Annotated in this window: 11 protein-coding genes; 10 read left to right on the top strand and 1 reads right to left on the bottom strand. The window is 71.5% G+C overall.

Annotated elements, in window-relative coordinates:
- Window positions 1–2: 2 nt before the first annotated feature.
- Window positions 3–1,343 carry an MFS transporter gene (locus tag ACFYNL_RS11685; RefSeq protein WP_388800392.1) on the bottom strand — a complete coding sequence of 447 codons (1,341 nt, stop codon included), beginning with the start codon at window positions 1,341–1,343 and terminating at the stop codon, window positions 3–5.
- Window positions 1,344–1,444: 101 nt separating this feature from the next.
- Here ACFYNL_RS11685 and ACFYNL_RS11680 point away from each other — a divergent pair, with 101 nt between their 5' ends.
- The 10 genes from ACFYNL_RS11680 (at window position 1,445) to ACFYNL_RS11635 (ending at window position 15,001) form a co-directional block, all read left to right on the top strand.
- Window positions 1,445–2,416, top strand: coding sequence for a LysR family transcriptional regulator (locus ACFYNL_RS11680; RefSeq protein WP_388800388.1), 972 nt, complete (start codon window positions 1,445–1,447; stop codon window positions 2,414–2,416).
- A gap of 454 nt (window positions 2,417–2,870) precedes the next feature.
- Window positions 2,871–3,677 (top strand): hypothetical protein, encoded by an 807-nt coding sequence (locus ACFYNL_RS11675; RefSeq protein WP_388800649.1) that lies wholly within the window; start codon window positions 2,871–2,873, stop codon window positions 3,675–3,677.
- Window positions 3,677–5,881: a glycosyltransferase gene (locus ACFYNL_RS11670; protein ID WP_388800385.1), complete on the top strand. Its 2,205-nt coding sequence runs from the start codon at window positions 3,677–3,679 to the stop codon at window positions 5,879–5,881. The genes ACFYNL_RS11675 and ACFYNL_RS11670 overlap by 1 nt, the downstream gene beginning before the upstream one ends.
- A complete protein-coding gene (locus tag ACFYNL_RS11665) occupies window positions 5,878–7,179 on the top strand; it encodes an acyltransferase (protein ID WP_388800382.1) in 1,302 nt (433 codons plus the stop codon). Before ACFYNL_RS11670 ends, ACFYNL_RS11665 begins: the two co-directional genes overlap by 4 nt.
- A gap of 160 nt (window positions 7,180–7,339) precedes the next feature.
- Window positions 7,340–8,722 (top strand): nitrate/nitrite transporter, encoded by a 1,383-nt coding sequence (locus ACFYNL_RS11660; RefSeq protein WP_388800379.1) that lies wholly within the window; start codon window positions 7,340–7,342, stop codon window positions 8,720–8,722.
- Window positions 8,723–8,874: 152 nt separating this feature from the next.
- The gene (locus ACFYNL_RS11655) at window positions 8,875–10,026 is read left to right on the top strand and encodes a uroporphyrinogen-III synthase (RefSeq protein ID WP_388800376.1); all 1,152 of its coding nucleotides are present in this window, start codon (window positions 8,875–8,877) and stop codon (window positions 10,024–10,026) included.
- A gap of 215 nt (window positions 10,027–10,241) precedes the next feature.
- Window positions 10,242–10,838 carry a CGNR zinc finger domain-containing protein gene (locus ACFYNL_RS11650; protein WP_388800373.1) on the top strand — a complete coding sequence of 199 codons (597 nt, stop codon included), beginning with the start codon at window positions 10,242–10,244 and terminating at the stop codon, window positions 10,836–10,838.
- A gap of 319 nt (window positions 10,839–11,157) precedes the next feature.
- Entirely contained in the window at window positions 11,158–11,679 is a 522-nt protein-coding gene (locus ACFYNL_RS11645) for a sigma-70 family RNA polymerase sigma factor (RefSeq protein WP_010039908.1), read from the top strand.
- Window positions 11,679–12,515 carry an anti-sigma factor family protein gene (locus ACFYNL_RS11640; protein ID WP_388800370.1) on the top strand — a complete coding sequence of 279 codons (837 nt, stop codon included), beginning with the start codon at window positions 11,679–11,681 and terminating at the stop codon, window positions 12,513–12,515. The genes ACFYNL_RS11645 and ACFYNL_RS11640 overlap by 1 nt, the downstream gene beginning before the upstream one ends.
- 71 nt (window positions 12,516–12,586) lie before the next feature.
- On the top strand, window positions 12,587–15,001 hold the full coding sequence (locus tag ACFYNL_RS11635) for a HelD family protein (protein WP_388800367.1): 2,415 nt from the start codon (window positions 12,587–12,589) through the stop codon (window positions 14,999–15,001).
- Window positions 15,002–15,138 lie beyond the last annotated feature (137 nt).

Raw genomic sequence — 15,138 nt, 5'->3', positions numbered from 1 at the left:
AGTCAATGGATCGGGTGCGAATTGGCGCACGCGGCACGGGCCGCGTTCCGGCCGCGCCGCGCCGCCAGGGAGACCAGCAGCGCCACGGCCGCCGCCGCGATCGGCACGCCGTACCCGGCCGCCGGGGACAGGCGCTCCACCAGCCAGCCGCCGATCGCGCTGCCGCACGCGATACCGCCGAGCAGCGCGGTCACCGCGAGCGTCATGCCCTCGTTCAGGCGGCCCTCCGGGGAGCGCCGCTGCACCAGGGACATGTTGGTGATCATCGTCGGTGCCGTGGCCATGCCGGAGACCAGCAGGGCGGCGGACAGCAGCAGCAGCGATCCGGTGAGGGACGCGGCGAGCAGGGGCAGGGTCAGCAGCGCCGCCATCGCCGCTATGCACCACGGGTAGCGGTGCTCGGCGGACCCGGAGAGCCTCAGCCGGCCGTACCAAAGGCCCGCGGCGCAGGACCCGGCCGCCTGCAGGGCGAGCACCGCGCCCGCCGCCGTACGGTGGCCCGACGCGTCCGCGAACGCGATCGTCACGACCTCCGTCGCGCCGAACACCGCCCCCATGGCGAGGCAGACGGCCAGCAGCGCGGGCATGCCGGGGGAGCGCAGGGGCGGCGGCGCGTCCGTGGCGGCAGTGCGGCCCCCGAGCGGCGGCTCGGTCGATCGCTGGGCGGCGAAGACCAGCACGCCGGTCACGAGGAGCACCGCCCCGACCAGCGTCCCGGCCTCCGGGAAGAACGTCCCGCACAGGAAGGCCGCGAGCACCGGGCCGAGCATGAAGCACAGCTCGTCGGCGGCCTGCTCGAAGGAGTTCGCGGTGTGCACGGCGTCGGCGTCGCCCTTGAGCAGATGGGCCCAGCGGGCGCGGGACATGCCGCCGGTGTTGGGCGTGGTCGCGGTGGCGGCGTACGCGGCGAACAGAGTCCAGGCCGGCGCGTCGAAGCGCACGCACAGCAGCAGCGCGACGCTGCCCAGCGCCGCGAGGAGCGTGGCCGGAACGGCGACCCTGGCCTGCCCGTACCGGTCCACGAGCCGCGCGATCCAGGGGGCGACCACGGCGGTCGCCGCGAGGCCGGTCGCGGTGACCGCGCCGGCGAGGGCGTACGAACCCCGGGAGCCGGCGATCATGACCACCGCGCTCACGCTGAACATGCCCATCGGCAGCCTGGCGATCAGGTTCCCGATGGTGAAGGCGCGGGTGCCGGGGCGGGCGAAGAGCCGGCGGTACGGGCCCGGTGGCCGGGTACGCGCACGGGAGCCGAAGTCGACGGCGACGAGGGTGTCGGCGGTGACGGTGACCAGGGGGGCGCTGCCGTCTCTCGGCGTGTTCATGGCGGGCGGTTGCGGCATGGCTCCACCCTCGCCCCGAGTGGATCACAGGGTCCAACACCTGCTCGGCGGGCATTCACCCACCTGTGTTGTGAACGCGCCCGGCGTTGTAGGTTCCCCGCATGCCCGCACCCGCTCACCTCGACCCCCGCCTCCTGCGCGCCTTCCTCGCCGTCGCGGAGGAACTGCACTTCACGCGGGCCGCGGCACGGCTGTACGTCGCCCAGCAGGCGCTCAGCCGGGACGTACGGCGGCTGGAGCGGGAGCTGGGCACCGAGCTGTTCGTGCGCACCACCCGGCAGGTCACACTGACGCCCGACGGGGAGCGGCTGGTGCCGTACGCCCGCGGCGCCCTGCAGGCCCAGGACGCCCTGCTCGCCGCCTTCGGCCAGGCCCGCCCCCTGCTGGTGGACGTGAACTCGCCGGGGTTGGTCACCGGCCACAGGGTCCTGCGGCGGGCCCGCGAACTCGCCCCCGAGCACGAACTCATGGCCCGCTACGAGAGCGGTCTGACGGGCGCGGCCGGCGAGATCGCCGCCGGGCGGCTCGACGCCTCGTTCGGGCGGTTCGCGGGACTGGACCCGGCCCTGCGCGCGGGCCTCGACCACCAGCCGGTCCGCTACGAGCCGATGGCGGTCCTGCTGCCCGAGGGCCATCCGCTGGCCGAGAAGGAGCGGGTACCGCTGGCCGCGCTGGCCGGCGAGACCGTGTACGCCGGAGCGGGCAACCCCCGTACGCCGGAGTGGACCGATCTCGCCCGCCGGCTGTTCGAGGGACGGGGGATAGCCCTCGCGCCGCCCGCGCCGCTCGCCGTCGGCCGCGAGGAGTTCCAGCGGATCATGGCCAAGACGCGCACCCCCGTCCTCGCCGTCATCGAATTTCCGGCCATGCCCGGGGCCGTACTGCGTCCCCTGGTCGATCCCGTGCCTGTGTCGCCCGTCTCACTGGTGTGGCGAAAGGGACTGGCGCATCCTGCCCTGGACGCCCTTCGGCGGGCAGCTGCCCAGGTGGCGGCCTCGGAGGAGTGGTTGACGCCACCCGTCGGAGGTTGGATTCCGGCCATCGATTCGACCGTTATGCGTGTCCGTGATTGACACGCGGCAACCATGAAACCTCCGCGTGCGCTACATTCTTCGCCTGAGCACATTGTGGTAAAGGGGGGCGCTCGGCCGGGTGGGGGCTCGGTTCGGCGACGGGTGCTCAGTGTCGTGTGCGCACCCAGAACGGTCCCGTGGGGGGATGTGCGTGCGCATGAAGAAGTGGCGAGAAGACGCCCAACCGGAGTGGCCGGAAGCCGTTCCGGGGTTCGGGGGCGGTTCCTCCCCGGCCGGTTCGAGGGGTGAGACCCAGGCGTTCCCGGTGACCGGGGAGACAGAGGTTTTCGGTCAGGGCCACCGGCCCCGTTCAGCGACGGGTGAGACGGAAGTGCTCCGCGTCGGCGGGAGCGGTCCGGGCGAGTACCCGCCGACTCCGGCGCAGGACGGGTGGTCGGCTTTCGACCGGCCCTCGGCGCGCAGGAGTGACGCGTTCCCGGAGCCCGGCGTGACGATGCCCGTCGCCTCCGTCCGCGACCCGTGGGCCGAGGCGGCCGAGGCCGAGGAGCCCGTGCGGTCGGCCGCACCCGGCGCCACCCACGATCCGCACGAGGTCACCATCCAGCTCGACGGTGTCGGTCTGCAGCTCGACAACATGCTCCGCGCCGCCAAGGACGGCCCGGGCGGCGGCGAGAGCTCCGACGGGCCCGTCTTCGTCGACGAGTCGGGCCGCCGCAGCCGCCGCTTCCGCCGGATAGGCATGGCCGTGGCCCTGGCCTGCGCGGTCTACGCCGTGGTCATCGTCGCCACGGTGCTGTCCGGCAACTCCGACGCGCCCTGGCTGCCCGTGGAGCGTCCCAAGGAGCAGCCCGCCGGGCAGGTCGACACCTCGCCGCTGCCCGCCGAGTCGGCCCCGCAGCCCTCCGGCACCGGTGACGTCTCCCCGGGCGTCGCCCCCACGGCCACCGCCGGCACCGCCCCGTCCGCGGGCGCCGACGGCCTCGCACCCGAGGCGTCGGCCGGCGCCGACCAGCCGGGCGCGTCCGTCGCCCCGGAGCCGAGCACGACCAGGAACACCCAGAACCCGGGCACGGACCCCACCCTGGACCCCGACCCGCCCACCGAGCCCGCCACGCCCGACCCCGACCCGACTCCGACGGACGGCGGCGGCCCCACCGAGGGCCCGACCGACCCCCCCACCATCGACGAGCCCGCCGGCGGGACGGTCGCGGGCGGCCCGAGCGACCCCACGCCCATCGCGCAGGAGCCGGGCGACGAATCCCCCGCGCCCGCCGCCCCGTCCCCGGAGTACACCCTCTGATGGCATCACGCACCCGCCGTCACGGGCCCGCCAAGGGAGCCCCTGACGGCTCCCGGCGCCGCCGCGTGCCCATGCGCCTGCTGCTCCCCTCGCTCGTCCTCGTCGCCCTGATGGCGATGCTGATGCTGCGCGGTTACGTCCACAACGAGATCCTGGCCGACCACCGCGTCCAGCCCTCCGCCGCCTCCGACAAGGTCCCGGAGAAGATCCTCAAGGGCGGCCCGGTCATCGACACCCGCAGCGGCCGCACCGAGAGTCTGAGGCTGCAGGACCACCGCCTGGTCCTCACCTTCGACGACGGCCCGGACCCGACCTGGACGCCCAAGGTCCTGGACGTGCTCAAGAAGCACGACGCGCACGCCGTCTTCTTCGTCACGGGCACCATGACCTCGCGCCACCCGGATCTCGTCCAGCGCATGGTCGAGGAGGGCCACGAGGTCGGCCTGCACACTTTCAACCACCCCGACCTGTCGTACCAGACGCAGAAGCGCATCGACTGGGAACTGTCCCAGAACCAGCTGGCGATCAGCGGCGCGGCCGGCATCCGCACCTCCCTCTTCCGCCCGCCGTACTCCTCCTTCGCCGACGCCATGGACAACAAGTCCTGGCCGGTGACGGAGTACATCGGCAGACGCGGTTACATCACCGTCGTCAACAACACCGACAGCGAGGACTGGCAGAAGCCGGGCGTCGACGAGATCATCCGCCGCGCCACCCCCAAGGGCGGCAAGGGCGCCATCGTCCTGATGCACGACTCCGGCGGCGACCGCCACCAGACCGTCGAGGCACTGGACCGGTTCCTGCCGGACATGAAGGCCGAGGGGTACCGATTCGCCAACCTCACCGAGGCCCTCGACGCGCCCAGCGCCCACACCCCGGTCACCGGCATCGAGAAGTGGAAGGGCAAGGCCTGGATCTTCCTGGTGCAGGCCTCGGACAACATCACCTCCGTGCTGGTGGTCGGCCTGGCGGTGATCGGCTTCCTGGTCATCAGCCGCTTCCTGCTGATGCTGCTGCTGTCGGGCATCCATGCCCGCCGGGTGCGCCGCCGCCGCTTCCGCTGGGGCCCGCCGGTCACCGAACCGGTGTCGGTGCTGGTCCCGGCGTACAACGAGGCCAAGTGCATCGAGAACACGGTCCGTTCGCTGATGGCCAGCGAGCACCCGATCGAGGTGCTCGTCGTCGATGACGGATCGAGCGACGGCACGGCACGGATCGTCGAGGCGATGGGCCTGCCCAACGTGCGGGTCGTCCGCCAGCTCAACGCGGGCAAGCCCGCGGCGCTCAACCGGGGTCTGGCGAACGCCCGGTACGACCTGATCGTGATGATGGACGGCGACACCGTCTTCGAACCGTCCACGGTCCGTGAGCTGGTCCAGCCCTTCGGTGACCCGAACGTGGGCGCGGTGGCCGGCAACGCGAAGGTGGGAAACCGGGACTCGCTGATCGGCGCCTGGCAGCACATCGAGTACGTGATGGGCTTCAACCTCGACCGCCGGATGTACGACATCCTGCGCTGCATGCCCACCATCCCGGGCGCGGTCGGCGCGTTCCGCAGGTCGGCTCTGGAACGGGTCGGCGGCATGAGCGACGACACGCTCGCCGAGGACACCGACATCACGATGGCGATGCACCGCGACGGCTGGCGGGTCGTGTACGCCGAGAAGGCCCGGGCCTGGACCGAGGCCCCGGAGACGGTTCAGCAGCTGTGGTCGCAGCGCTACCGCTGGTCGTACGGCACCATGCAGGCGATCTGGAAGCACCGCCGGGCGCTCGTGGAGAGCGGCCCGTCCGGCCGCTTCGGCCGGGTGGGCCTGCCGCTCGTGTCGCTGTTCATGGTGCTCGCGCCCCTGCTGGCCCCGCTGATCGACGTGTTCCTGCTGTACGGCCTGATCTTCGGCCCGACGCAGAAGACGATCGGCGCGTGGCTCGGCGTCCTGGCCATCCAGCTGGTCTGCGCGGCGTACGCCTTCCGTCTGGACAAGGAACGCATGACCCACCTGATCTCGCTCCCCCTGCAGCAGATCCTCTACCGCCAGCTCATGTACGTCGTGCTGCTCCAGTCCTGGATCACGGCCCTCACCGGCGGTCGCCTGCGCTGGCAGAAGCTGCGGCGCACGGGCGTCGTGGAGGCGCCCGGCGGCCCGGTGCCGCGGCAGCGAACGGCAGGTACCCGCGACGGTGATCGGAGGCCGGTGGGATGACGCACGGATATCAGCCGGCGGAGGCGGGCGCGGAGGCCCTCCGGGAGCCCGCGCGGTCGACGGCCGCGTACGGCGTCCCGCAGCAGCGCAACGCCGAGCCGGAGCCGACCGCCCCGGTGCCCGCCGCGGACCCGGCGCCGAAGAAGCCGGGCCGGGACCGCTATCTCGACCTGCTGCGCTCCATAGCCCTGGTCCGGGTCGTCGTCTACCACCTCTTCGGCTGGGCGTGGCTGACGGTGCTGTTCCCGTCCATGGGCGTGATGTTCGCGCTCGCGGGCTCGCTGATGGCCCGCTCGCTGAACCGCCCGGCGTGGGGCGTGATCCGGGGACGTGTCCGCCGGCTCCTGCCACCGCTGTGGGCGTTCAGCGCGCTGGTGCTGGCGCTGATGTTCGCGGGTGGCTGGAACCCGACGAAGGACCCGGACCACGGCGGCAGTTGGGCCCTGCTCGACCTGGTCAACTACGTCATCCCGATCGGCGCACCGCCGTTCCCGTGGCACATCGGCTCGCAGTCCGGCCTGCTGGAGGACACCTGGGCGGTGCAGGCTGCGGGGCCGCTGTGGTACCTGCGCGCGTACCTGTGGTTCGTGGTGGCCTCCCCCCTCCTGCTGTGGGCGTTCCGCCGGGCCCCCTGGCCGACGCTGCTCGCCCCGCTGGGCCTCACGGCGGTCGTGGGCACGGGCCTGGTGACGATCCCCGGTGAGACCGGCAACGCGGTCACGGACTTCGCGGTCTACGGCAGCTGTTGGGTCCTGGGCTTCGCCCACCACGAGGGCTTCCTGGCGAAGATCCCGCGCTATGTGGCCGTCTCCTGCTCGACTCTCCTCATGGCCTTCGGCCTGTGGTGGGCCTCGGGCCACCTGGGCCCGGACGGCTGGGACCTGAACGACATCCCGCTGGCCCAGGCCACGTGGTCCTTCGGTTTCGTGGTCATCCTGCTCCAGTACTCGCCGTCCTGGCAGGAACTGCCGGGCAGACTGGCGAAGTGGGACAAGCTGGTCACGTTGTCCAACAACCGGGCGGTCACGATCTACCTCTGGCACAACCTCCTGATCATGGCCACGGTTCCGATCCTCGACCAGCTGTACGAGCTGCCCTTCATGCAGAGCGAACGGGCCACGGCGGCGCTCGACTCGACGTACATGATCTGGATGTTCTTCCTGGTCTGGCCGTTGATCGGCCTGATGGTCATGGCCGTGGGCTGGGTCGAGGACCTCGCGGCGAAGCGGCGGCCCAGGCTGTGGCCGAACGGGACGAGGAAGCAGACGCGCCGCAGGGCCCGGGCCGCGCAGAGCTGAGCCATACCGGGACGATGAAGACAACCTCTCATCCGCCCGCCCCGGCGGGTGAGAGCAAAGTTCCCTTCCGGTCACCCGGTGCCACAGGGAGGAAACGCGCCCTGCCTACCTTCGGGATCAGCCACTCGTAGAGCCTGAGCCCGAAGACCGTGGAGGCGTCATGACAGCCCCTAGCACAGCCCCCGCTGCGAGCAGGGGAGGCCATTGGATCGATCACTGGGACCCCGAGGACGAGACGTTCTGGAACGAGACCGGGGAGAAGGTCGCCAAGCGCAACCTGTTCTTCTCGGTCCTCTCCGAGCACATCGGGTTCTCGATCTGGACCCTGTGGTCGGTGATGGTGCTCTTCATGGGACCGGAGTACGGGCTCACCCCCGCGGACAAGTTCACGATCGTCTCGATGGCCACGCTCGTCGGCGCCATCGTCCGCGTGCCCTACACCTTCGCCGTAGCCGTCTTCGGTGGCCGGATGTGGACGGTCATCTCGGCGAGCCTGCTGCTCCTGCCCACGGTCGCCGCGTTCCTCGTGATGGAGCCCGGGACGTCGTTCACCACGTTCCTGCTCTGCGCGATGCTGGCCGGTGTCGGCGGTGGGAACTTCGCCTCCAGCATGACCAACATCAACGCCTTCTTCCCTCTGCGCAAGAAGGGGTGGGCGCTCGGTCTGAACGCCGGCGGCGGCAACATCGGCGTGCCCGTGGTCCAGCTCGTGGGTCTCGCGGTGATCGGCGCCAGCGGCGGCCCGCGCCTGCTGCTCGGCATCTACATCCCGTTCATCGTGGTCGCCGCCGTCCTCGCCTGGCTGAAGATGAACAGCATCTCGTCCGTGAAGAACGACACCGGTGCCGCCAAGGACGCCGTGAAGGAGGCCCACACCTGGATCATGTCCTTCCTCTACATCGGCACCTTCGGTTCGTTCATCGGGTACAGCTTCGCCTTCGGGCTGGTCCTGCAGACCCAGTTCGGCCGTACGCCGCTCCAGGCCGCCTACGTCACCTTCATCGGCCCGCTGCTGGGCTCCCTGATCCGGCCCCTGGGCGGCGCGCTCGCCGACCGGTTCGGCGGCGCGAAGATCACGCTGTGGAACTACGTCGCCATGGCCGCCGCGACCGCGGTCATCGTCGTGGCCTCGATGCAGAAGTCGCTGCCGCTGTTCACCGTCGCCTTCATCGCCCTGTTCGTCCTGACCGGCATCGGCAACGGCTCGACCTTCAAGATGATCCCGGGCATCTTCCACAACAAGGCCCTGGCCAAGGGGCTCACCGGTGACGAGGCCGCCGCCTACGGCCGCCGGCTCTCGGGCGCCTCCATGGGCCTGATCGGCGCGGTGGGCGCGCTCGGCGGACTCGGCATCAACCTCGCCTTCCGCCAGTCCTTCCTCACCGTGGGCTCCGGCACCGGCGCCTTCATCGCCTTCCTCGCCTTCTACGGCGTCTGCTTCGCGGTCACCTGGGCCGTATACCTTCGCCGCCCGGCCGCCTCCGAGACCGACACCACACCGGCCGCCGACGCGAAACCGCAGCTCAGCTACGCCGAGGTGTGACGTAACACCGCCGACATCAAGCCGAACCGAGCCTGTCACGCAGCGTTGACAGGCTCGCTCGGCATGCAGGTGTGACCACCAGGGTGCGTTCAGGGCCCCCTCGGTGCGGCAACCTGGGGCAGGCACCACGACTCGAGTGCGGGACGAGAGTTATGTACGACGAACAGCAGCAACCCGAACACGGGCCCCTCGCGGGGTTCACGGTGGGCGTGACCGCCGCGCGCAGGGCCGACGAGCTCGGGGCGCTGCTCCAGCGCCGCGGCGCGGTCGTCCTGCACGCCCCCGCCCTGCGCATCGTGCCGCTCGCCGACGACAGCGAGCTGCTCGCCGCCACCAAGGAGATCATCCAGCGGACACCGGACGTCGTGGTCGCCACGACCGCGATCGGCTTCCGGGGCTGGATCGAGGCCGCCGACGGCTGGGGTCTGGGCGAGGACCTGTTGGCCCGGCTGCGCCAGGTCGAACTGCTCGCCCGCGGGCCCAAGGTGAAGGGGGCGGTCCGGGCCGCCGGGCTGACCGAGGAGTGGTCGCCGTCCAGCGAGTCCATGGCCGAGGTACTGGACCGGCTGCTGGAAGAGGGCGTCGAGGGACGCCGGGTCGCCGTGCAGCTGCACGGCGAGCCGCTGCCCGGGTTCGTGGAGGCGTTGCGGGCCGGGGGAGCGGAGGTGCTCGGAGTGCCGGTGTACCGGTGGCTGCCGCCGGAGGACCTCGGTCCGGTCGACCGCCTGCTGGACGCCACCGTCGCCCGGGGCGTGGACGCCCTCACCTTCACCAGCGCCCCGGCCGCGGTGTCCCTGCTGGACCGGGCCGAGGAGCGCGGGCTGCTGCCCGAACTGCTCGCCGCGCTCAGCCACGACGTCCTCCCGGCCTGCGTCGGACCGGTCACCGCGGTGCCCCTGCAGGCGCACGGCGTCGACACGGTCCAGCCCGAGCGCTTCCGCCTCGGCCCGCTGGTGCAGCTGCTGTGCCAGGAACTCCCGGGCCGGGCCCGGTCGCTGCCGATCGCCGGGCACCGGGTGGAGATCCGCGGGCACGCGGTCCTCGTCGACAACGTGCTGCGACCGGTCCCGCCCGCGGGCATGTCGCTGCTGCGGGCGCTGTCCCGTCGCCCGGGGTGGGTGGTCGCCCGCGCGGATCTGCTGCGGGCCCTGCCGGGGGCGGGCCGGGACGAGCACGCGGTGGAGACGGCGATGGCCAGGCTGCGTACGGCCCTGGGAGCACCGAAGTTGATCCAGACGGTGGTGAAGCGGGGCTATCGGCTGGCGCTGGATCCGGCGGCCGACGCGAAGTACGCGGACGTTTGAGCAGGTGACCGTGGGCCGCGGCCGGGCGGGGGCGTCGTAGGGCCGGCGCTCCCGCCCGGCCGCGTGCGCACGTGTTCCGTCGCCGACCGGCGGTACGGGGGGTTCCGGCTGTGCCGGTGGGCAGGCACTGTGGGAGGGAACGGTTCGCCCGGCTCTCCTCACGGCATCTCACCGACCCCTGTTGACCGGGGTGACCCCTAGGCGGTGACAGGCACATGGCACTGGGTACGGCCACCGGTACGTACGAGCCCCGGTTCGACGCCGGGCGGATCTGTCTGGATCTCCTCGCGACCACGCACCCCGACGAACGGCTCGACTCGGTGGAGGCCCTGCGCGGCTGGATCGCCCGCTCCGCACTCGTCCCACCCGGCACCCCGCTCGCCCACGCCGACGCCTCCTGGCTGGTCGCCTTCCGCGAACTGCGGGGACGGATCGGTCAGTTGGTGCGCGCAGGGATCGTCCCCGAGCCCTGGCCGTCGTACGACCTCGCGCTCGGCCATGTGAACGACGTCGCCCGCGCCGCACCCCCCGCCCCCCGGGCCAGACGGGGCGAGGACGGCACTCTCGTAAGGGAGTTGGACCGTCCGCCTCAGTGCGCGGCGCTGCTCGGCGCCATCGCGCGGGACGCCCTGGAACTGCTCACCGATCCCGTTGCGCGGGCCGGACTGAGGGAGTGCGAGGGGGACAACTGCCCGATCGTCTATCTCGATTCGTCCCGGGGGCGCAGGAGGCGCTGGTGTTCCAGCGAGGTCTGCGGGAACCGTGAAAGAGTGGCCCGGCATCGCCGTCGAGCGGCTCTCGCCCGCGCCTGACGGCCCGTTATGTCGCTTCTGTGAAACGGCCGTCGAAGTGATTTCGATTACATGTTGTTTACCTACGCACCCGTAGGGAAGCGCAGAAACGATCTTGCCGATGTGACGGATTTGTAAAGATCGCGCGGTGGGAATGTGCCGCCATGTCCCGCTCGTCACGTCACTTCGCAGAAAAGTGTCGTCCCGCTTTGAACACTCAACACACCCCTTCCGTAAGGGTGGACGAGCGACCGACTGGGGGAACCCCCGGACATCGGAGGTGGGCGTGCGCAAGGATTCCGTCGTGGCCAATGAACGTGGAACGAGGGCCCGACATCGCATGTCCCAGCCCTCGGAACCTGATGAGGAGCTGATGCGTGCGCTGTACAGAGAGCACGCCGGACCCCTCCTCGCGTATGTCCTTCGACTGGTCGCCGGTGATCGGCAACGAGCAGAGGACGTCGTGCAGGAGACGCTCATCCGTGCCTGGAAGAACGCCGGACAGCTCAATCGAGCGACCGGATCGGTACGCCCCTGGCTGGTGACGGTCGCCCGGCGCATCGTCATCGACGGCCACCGCAGCCGGCAGGCCCGGCCGCAGGAGGTCGACCCGTCGCCGCTGGAGGTCATCCCCGCGGAGGACGAGATCGACAAGGCGCTGTGGCTGATGACGCTGTCGGACGCGCTCGACGACCTGACCCCAGCACACCGGGAGGTACTGGTCGAGACGTACTTCAAGGGGCGTACCGTCAATGAGGCGGCCGAGACCCTGGGCATACCCAGCGGCACCGTCCGCTCCAGGGTGTTCTACGCCCTGCGGTCGATGAAGCTGGCTCTGGAGGAGCGGGGGGTGACGGCGTGATGAGTGTTTACGGGGGTAACCAGGGATTCGGGACGGGTGGCTCGGGTATGTCTGGACCCATGCAGGGACATCCGGTTCCGAGCGAGCACGAGACCGTCGGCGCCTACGCCCTCGGGATTCTCGACGACGCCGAGGCGACCGCATTCGAAGCCCACCTCGCGACCTGCGAATGGTGTGCCCAGCAACTGGACGAGCTCGCCGGGATGGAACCGATGCTGGCCGCGCTCGCGGACCTGCCCGGTGCCGGCACGCCCGCCATCGGGGACTCGCTGTCGGCGAAGCCCAGCCCGCGGCTGGTGAACAAGCTCGTCGACGAGGTCGCCGAGCGTCGCGCCCAGAAGCGCCGGCGCAGCTTCTACATGGTCGCGGCGGCGGCCGCCCTGATCGTCGGCGGCCCGTTCGTGGCCGTGGCGACGAACGGCGGCGACGGCGGCGGCGGTGGCACCGAGGGGAACCGGACCGTGCAGGCGGCCAACCCCGCCAAGGACCTGTTCACCGGCATCCAGGACAAGGTCTCGGGAACCGACTCCTCGACCGGCGTCAGCGCGACCGTCGCCATGTCGGAGAAGCTGTGGGGCACCGAGACGGCCATGGAGCTCAAGGGGGTCAAGGGTCCGCTCAAGTGCTCCCTGATCTTCGTCAGCAAGGACGGCGAGCGCGAGACGGCCGCGTCCTGGTCCGTCCCCAAGTGGGGCTACGGCATCCCGGACGCCAAGACCGAGCAGGCCAGGAACCCGCTCTACGTCAGCGGCGGTGTGTCCATGTCCCCGGACGACGTCGATCATGTCGAGGTGATGGACTTCGACGGGAACAAGCTCGTCGAGGTCGACGTGTAGTCGTGCCGTAGCTTTTCCGGGTCCCCTTCGCGTACGGTTGACGGCTGCCCAGCACGTCAGAAGGGGGCCCGGTGGCCGCTCAGGCTCAACAGGAAACCGCGCTCGAAGACTCTTTGAGAGACCGCGAGATCGGCGTCGAACAGGAACACCTGGACCGGGTGTACCGGCGCCTTGAGGAGAAGATCCACGAGGCGGAGTTCCTGATGAACGACGCGGCCAAGCGAGGCCAGGTCGGCACGCCCGGCGCGCTCGCCGAGCGGGACGCGCAGGTCTTCCGGGCCGGTGTCCACCTCAACCGGCTCAACAACGAGTTCGAGGACTTCCTCTTCGGCCGTATCGACCTGCTGCTCGGCAAGGACGGCAAGAAGGGACCCGACGGCGCGTACACCGCCGTCGAACCCGCCGAGGGCGCGGTCCGCGAGGACAACACCGCCGACATCGCCGAGACCCTGCACATCGGCCGCATCGGCGTGCTCGACCAGGACTACGCCCCGCTGGTCATCGACTGGCGGGCCCCGGCCGCGGCGCCCTTCTACCGCTCCACGCCGGTCGACCCCGGCCGGGTCGTGCGACGCCGGGTCATCCGCTCCAAGGGGCGCCGCGTGCTCGGCGTCGAGGACGACCTGATGCGCCCCGAGCTCAAGGCGTTCCTCGACGGCGACGAACTGCCCGCCATCGGTGACGGCGCCCTGATGGCCGCCCTCGGCCAGGCCCGCGGCCACACCATGCGGGACATCGTGGCGTCCATCCAGGCCGAGCAGGACCTGGTCATCCGCGCCCCCGCCGCCTCGGTGACCTATGTCGAGGGCGGTCCCGGCACCGGCAAGACCGCCGTGGCCCTGCACCGCGCCGCCTACCTGCTCTACCAGGACCGGCGCCGCTACGCGGGGGGCATCCTGATCGTCTCGCCGACCCCGCTGCTGGTGGCCTACACCGAGGGCGTGCTCCCGTCGCTGGGCGAGGAGGGCCAGGTCGCCATCCGCGCCATCGGCTCGCTGGTCGACGGCGCCGAGGCCACGCTCTACGACTCCCCGGCCACGGCCCGCGCCAAGGGCTCGTACCGCATGCTCAAGGTCCTGCGGAAGGCGGCGCGGGGCGCGCTGGAACTGGGGCCGCAAGGCGGCACCGCCCAGGGCCGCCGGCCCGCCTCGGGCCACACGGCGAACCGGGTGGGGCAACTCGCCTTCGGCGACGAACCGGGCGACGACGGCACCGGCGCGCCCGCGCAGGCACCGGCCGGACCGCCCACCCGGTTGCGCGTGGTCGCCTTCGGGCGCCGCCTGGAGCTGGAGGCGGACGCGCTGGAACGTATCCGCCGCAATACCCTCGGGGGCACGGCACCGGTCAACCTGCTGCGTCCGCGCGCCCGCAAGCTGCTGCTCGACGCCCTGTGGGAGACGTCCGGCGGCGCGAACCGCCACAGCGACCCCGAGCTCGCAGCCGAGCTGCGCTCCTCCTTCGACGAGGACGTGACCTCGGAGGACAGCTTCCTCGCCTTCCTGGACGCCTGGTGGCCGGAGCTCACCCCGAGGGCCGTCCTCGCGGCGATGGCCGACGAGCGGCGCCTCGGCCGCTGGGCGCGCCGGATCCTCAACCCCGGCGAGGTCCGCAAGGTGGCCCGCTCCCTCAAGCGGGACGGCCTGTCCGTGCACGACATCGCCATGCTCGACGAGCTCCAGGCGATCCTCGGCACCCCGGCCCGCCCGAAGAAGAAGCGCGAGCTCGACCCGCTCGACCAGCTCACCGGCCTGGAGGAGCTGATGCCGGTGCGCGAGGAGTCGCAGCGCGAGCGCGCCGAGCGGCTGGCCGCCGAGCGCACCGAGTACGCCCACGTCATCGTCGACGAGGCGCAGGACCTCACGCCGATGCAGTGGCGCATGGTCGGCCGCCGCGGCCGGCACGCCACCTGGACGGTCGTCGGCGACCCGGCGCAGTCCTCCTGGTCCGACGTCGACGAGGCGGCCGAAGCCCGCGACGAGGCCCTCGGCACCCGTCCGCGCCGCCGCTTCCAGCTCACCGTGAACTACCGCAACCCGGCCGAGATCGCCGAGCTGGCCGCGAAGGTGCTCGCCCTCGCCATGCCCGGCTCCACGGCCCCGTCGGCGGTCCGCTCCACCGGAGTGCGGCCCCGTTTCAGCGTCGTACGGGACTCCCTCGCGCAGACGGTCCGCGACGAGGCCGCCCGGCTGCTGGACCAGGTCGACGGGACGGTCGGCGTGGTGGTCGCCATGCAGCGGCGCGAGGAGGCGGCCAAGTGGCTCGCCGGGCTCGGCGACCGGGTCGTGGCGCTCGGCAGTCTGGAGGCGAAGGGACTGGAGTACGACGCCACGGTCGTCGTCTCCCCGGCGGAGATCGCGGACGAGTCGCCGGCCGGACTGCGCGTGCTGTACGTCGCGCTGACCCGGGCCACCCAGCAGCTGACCGTGGTGTCGGGGGAGCGGGACGAGCCGGACGCCTCCGGGGTGCCGGACCTGCTCAGAGACTGATCCGGTGCGCGGACCGCGAGGCGGACGGAGTAACCCGCGGTGTGGGAATGGCCTTACGGGATCTGTTTGTTAGCCTGGGTGTGGCACCGGCTCGATCCAAGCCCCCGGGCCCAACCTTCGTCGCTACGAGCGACCAC

The sequence above is a fragment of the Streptomyces sp. NPDC007808 genome, assembly GCF_042868655.1.
Classification (GTDB): Bacteria; Actinomycetota; Actinomycetes; order Streptomycetales; family Streptomycetaceae; genus Streptomyces.
This window is presented reverse-complemented; position numbering and strand designations above follow the sequence as displayed.

Coding starts and splice junctions, on each gene's coding strand:
- ACFYNL_RS11660 (WP_388800379.1), top strand. CDS start 7,340: ATGACAGCCCCTAGCACAGCCCCCGCTGCGAGCAGGGGAGGCCATTGG.
- ACFYNL_RS11665 (WP_388800382.1), top strand. CDS start 5,878: ATGACGCACGGATATCAGCCGGCGGAGGCGGGCGCGGAGGCCCTCCGG.
- ACFYNL_RS11670 (WP_388800385.1), top strand. CDS start 3,677: ATGGCATCACGCACCCGCCGTCACGGGCCCGCCAAGGGAGCCCCTGAC.
- ACFYNL_RS11655 (WP_388800376.1), top strand. CDS start 8,875: ATGTACGACGAACAGCAGCAACCCGAACACGGGCCCCTCGCGGGGTTC.
- ACFYNL_RS11640 (WP_388800370.1), top strand. CDS start 11,679: ATGAGTGTTTACGGGGGTAACCAGGGATTCGGGACGGGTGGCTCGGGT.
- ACFYNL_RS11680 (WP_388800388.1), top strand. CDS start 1,445: ATGCCCGCACCCGCTCACCTCGACCCCCGCCTCCTGCGCGCCTTCCTC.
- ACFYNL_RS11650 (WP_388800373.1), top strand. CDS start 10,242: ATGGCACTGGGTACGGCCACCGGTACGTACGAGCCCCGGTTCGACGCC.
- ACFYNL_RS11675 (WP_388800649.1), top strand. CDS start 2,871: ATGCCCGTCGCCTCCGTCCGCGACCCGTGGGCCGAGGCGGCCGAGGCC.
- ACFYNL_RS11645 (WP_010039908.1), top strand. CDS start 11,158: ATGTCCCAGCCCTCGGAACCTGATGAGGAGCTGATGCGTGCGCTGTAC.
- ACFYNL_RS11685 (WP_388800392.1), bottom strand. CDS start 1,343: ATGCCGCAACCGCCCGCCATGAACACGCCGAGAGACGGCAGCGCCCCC.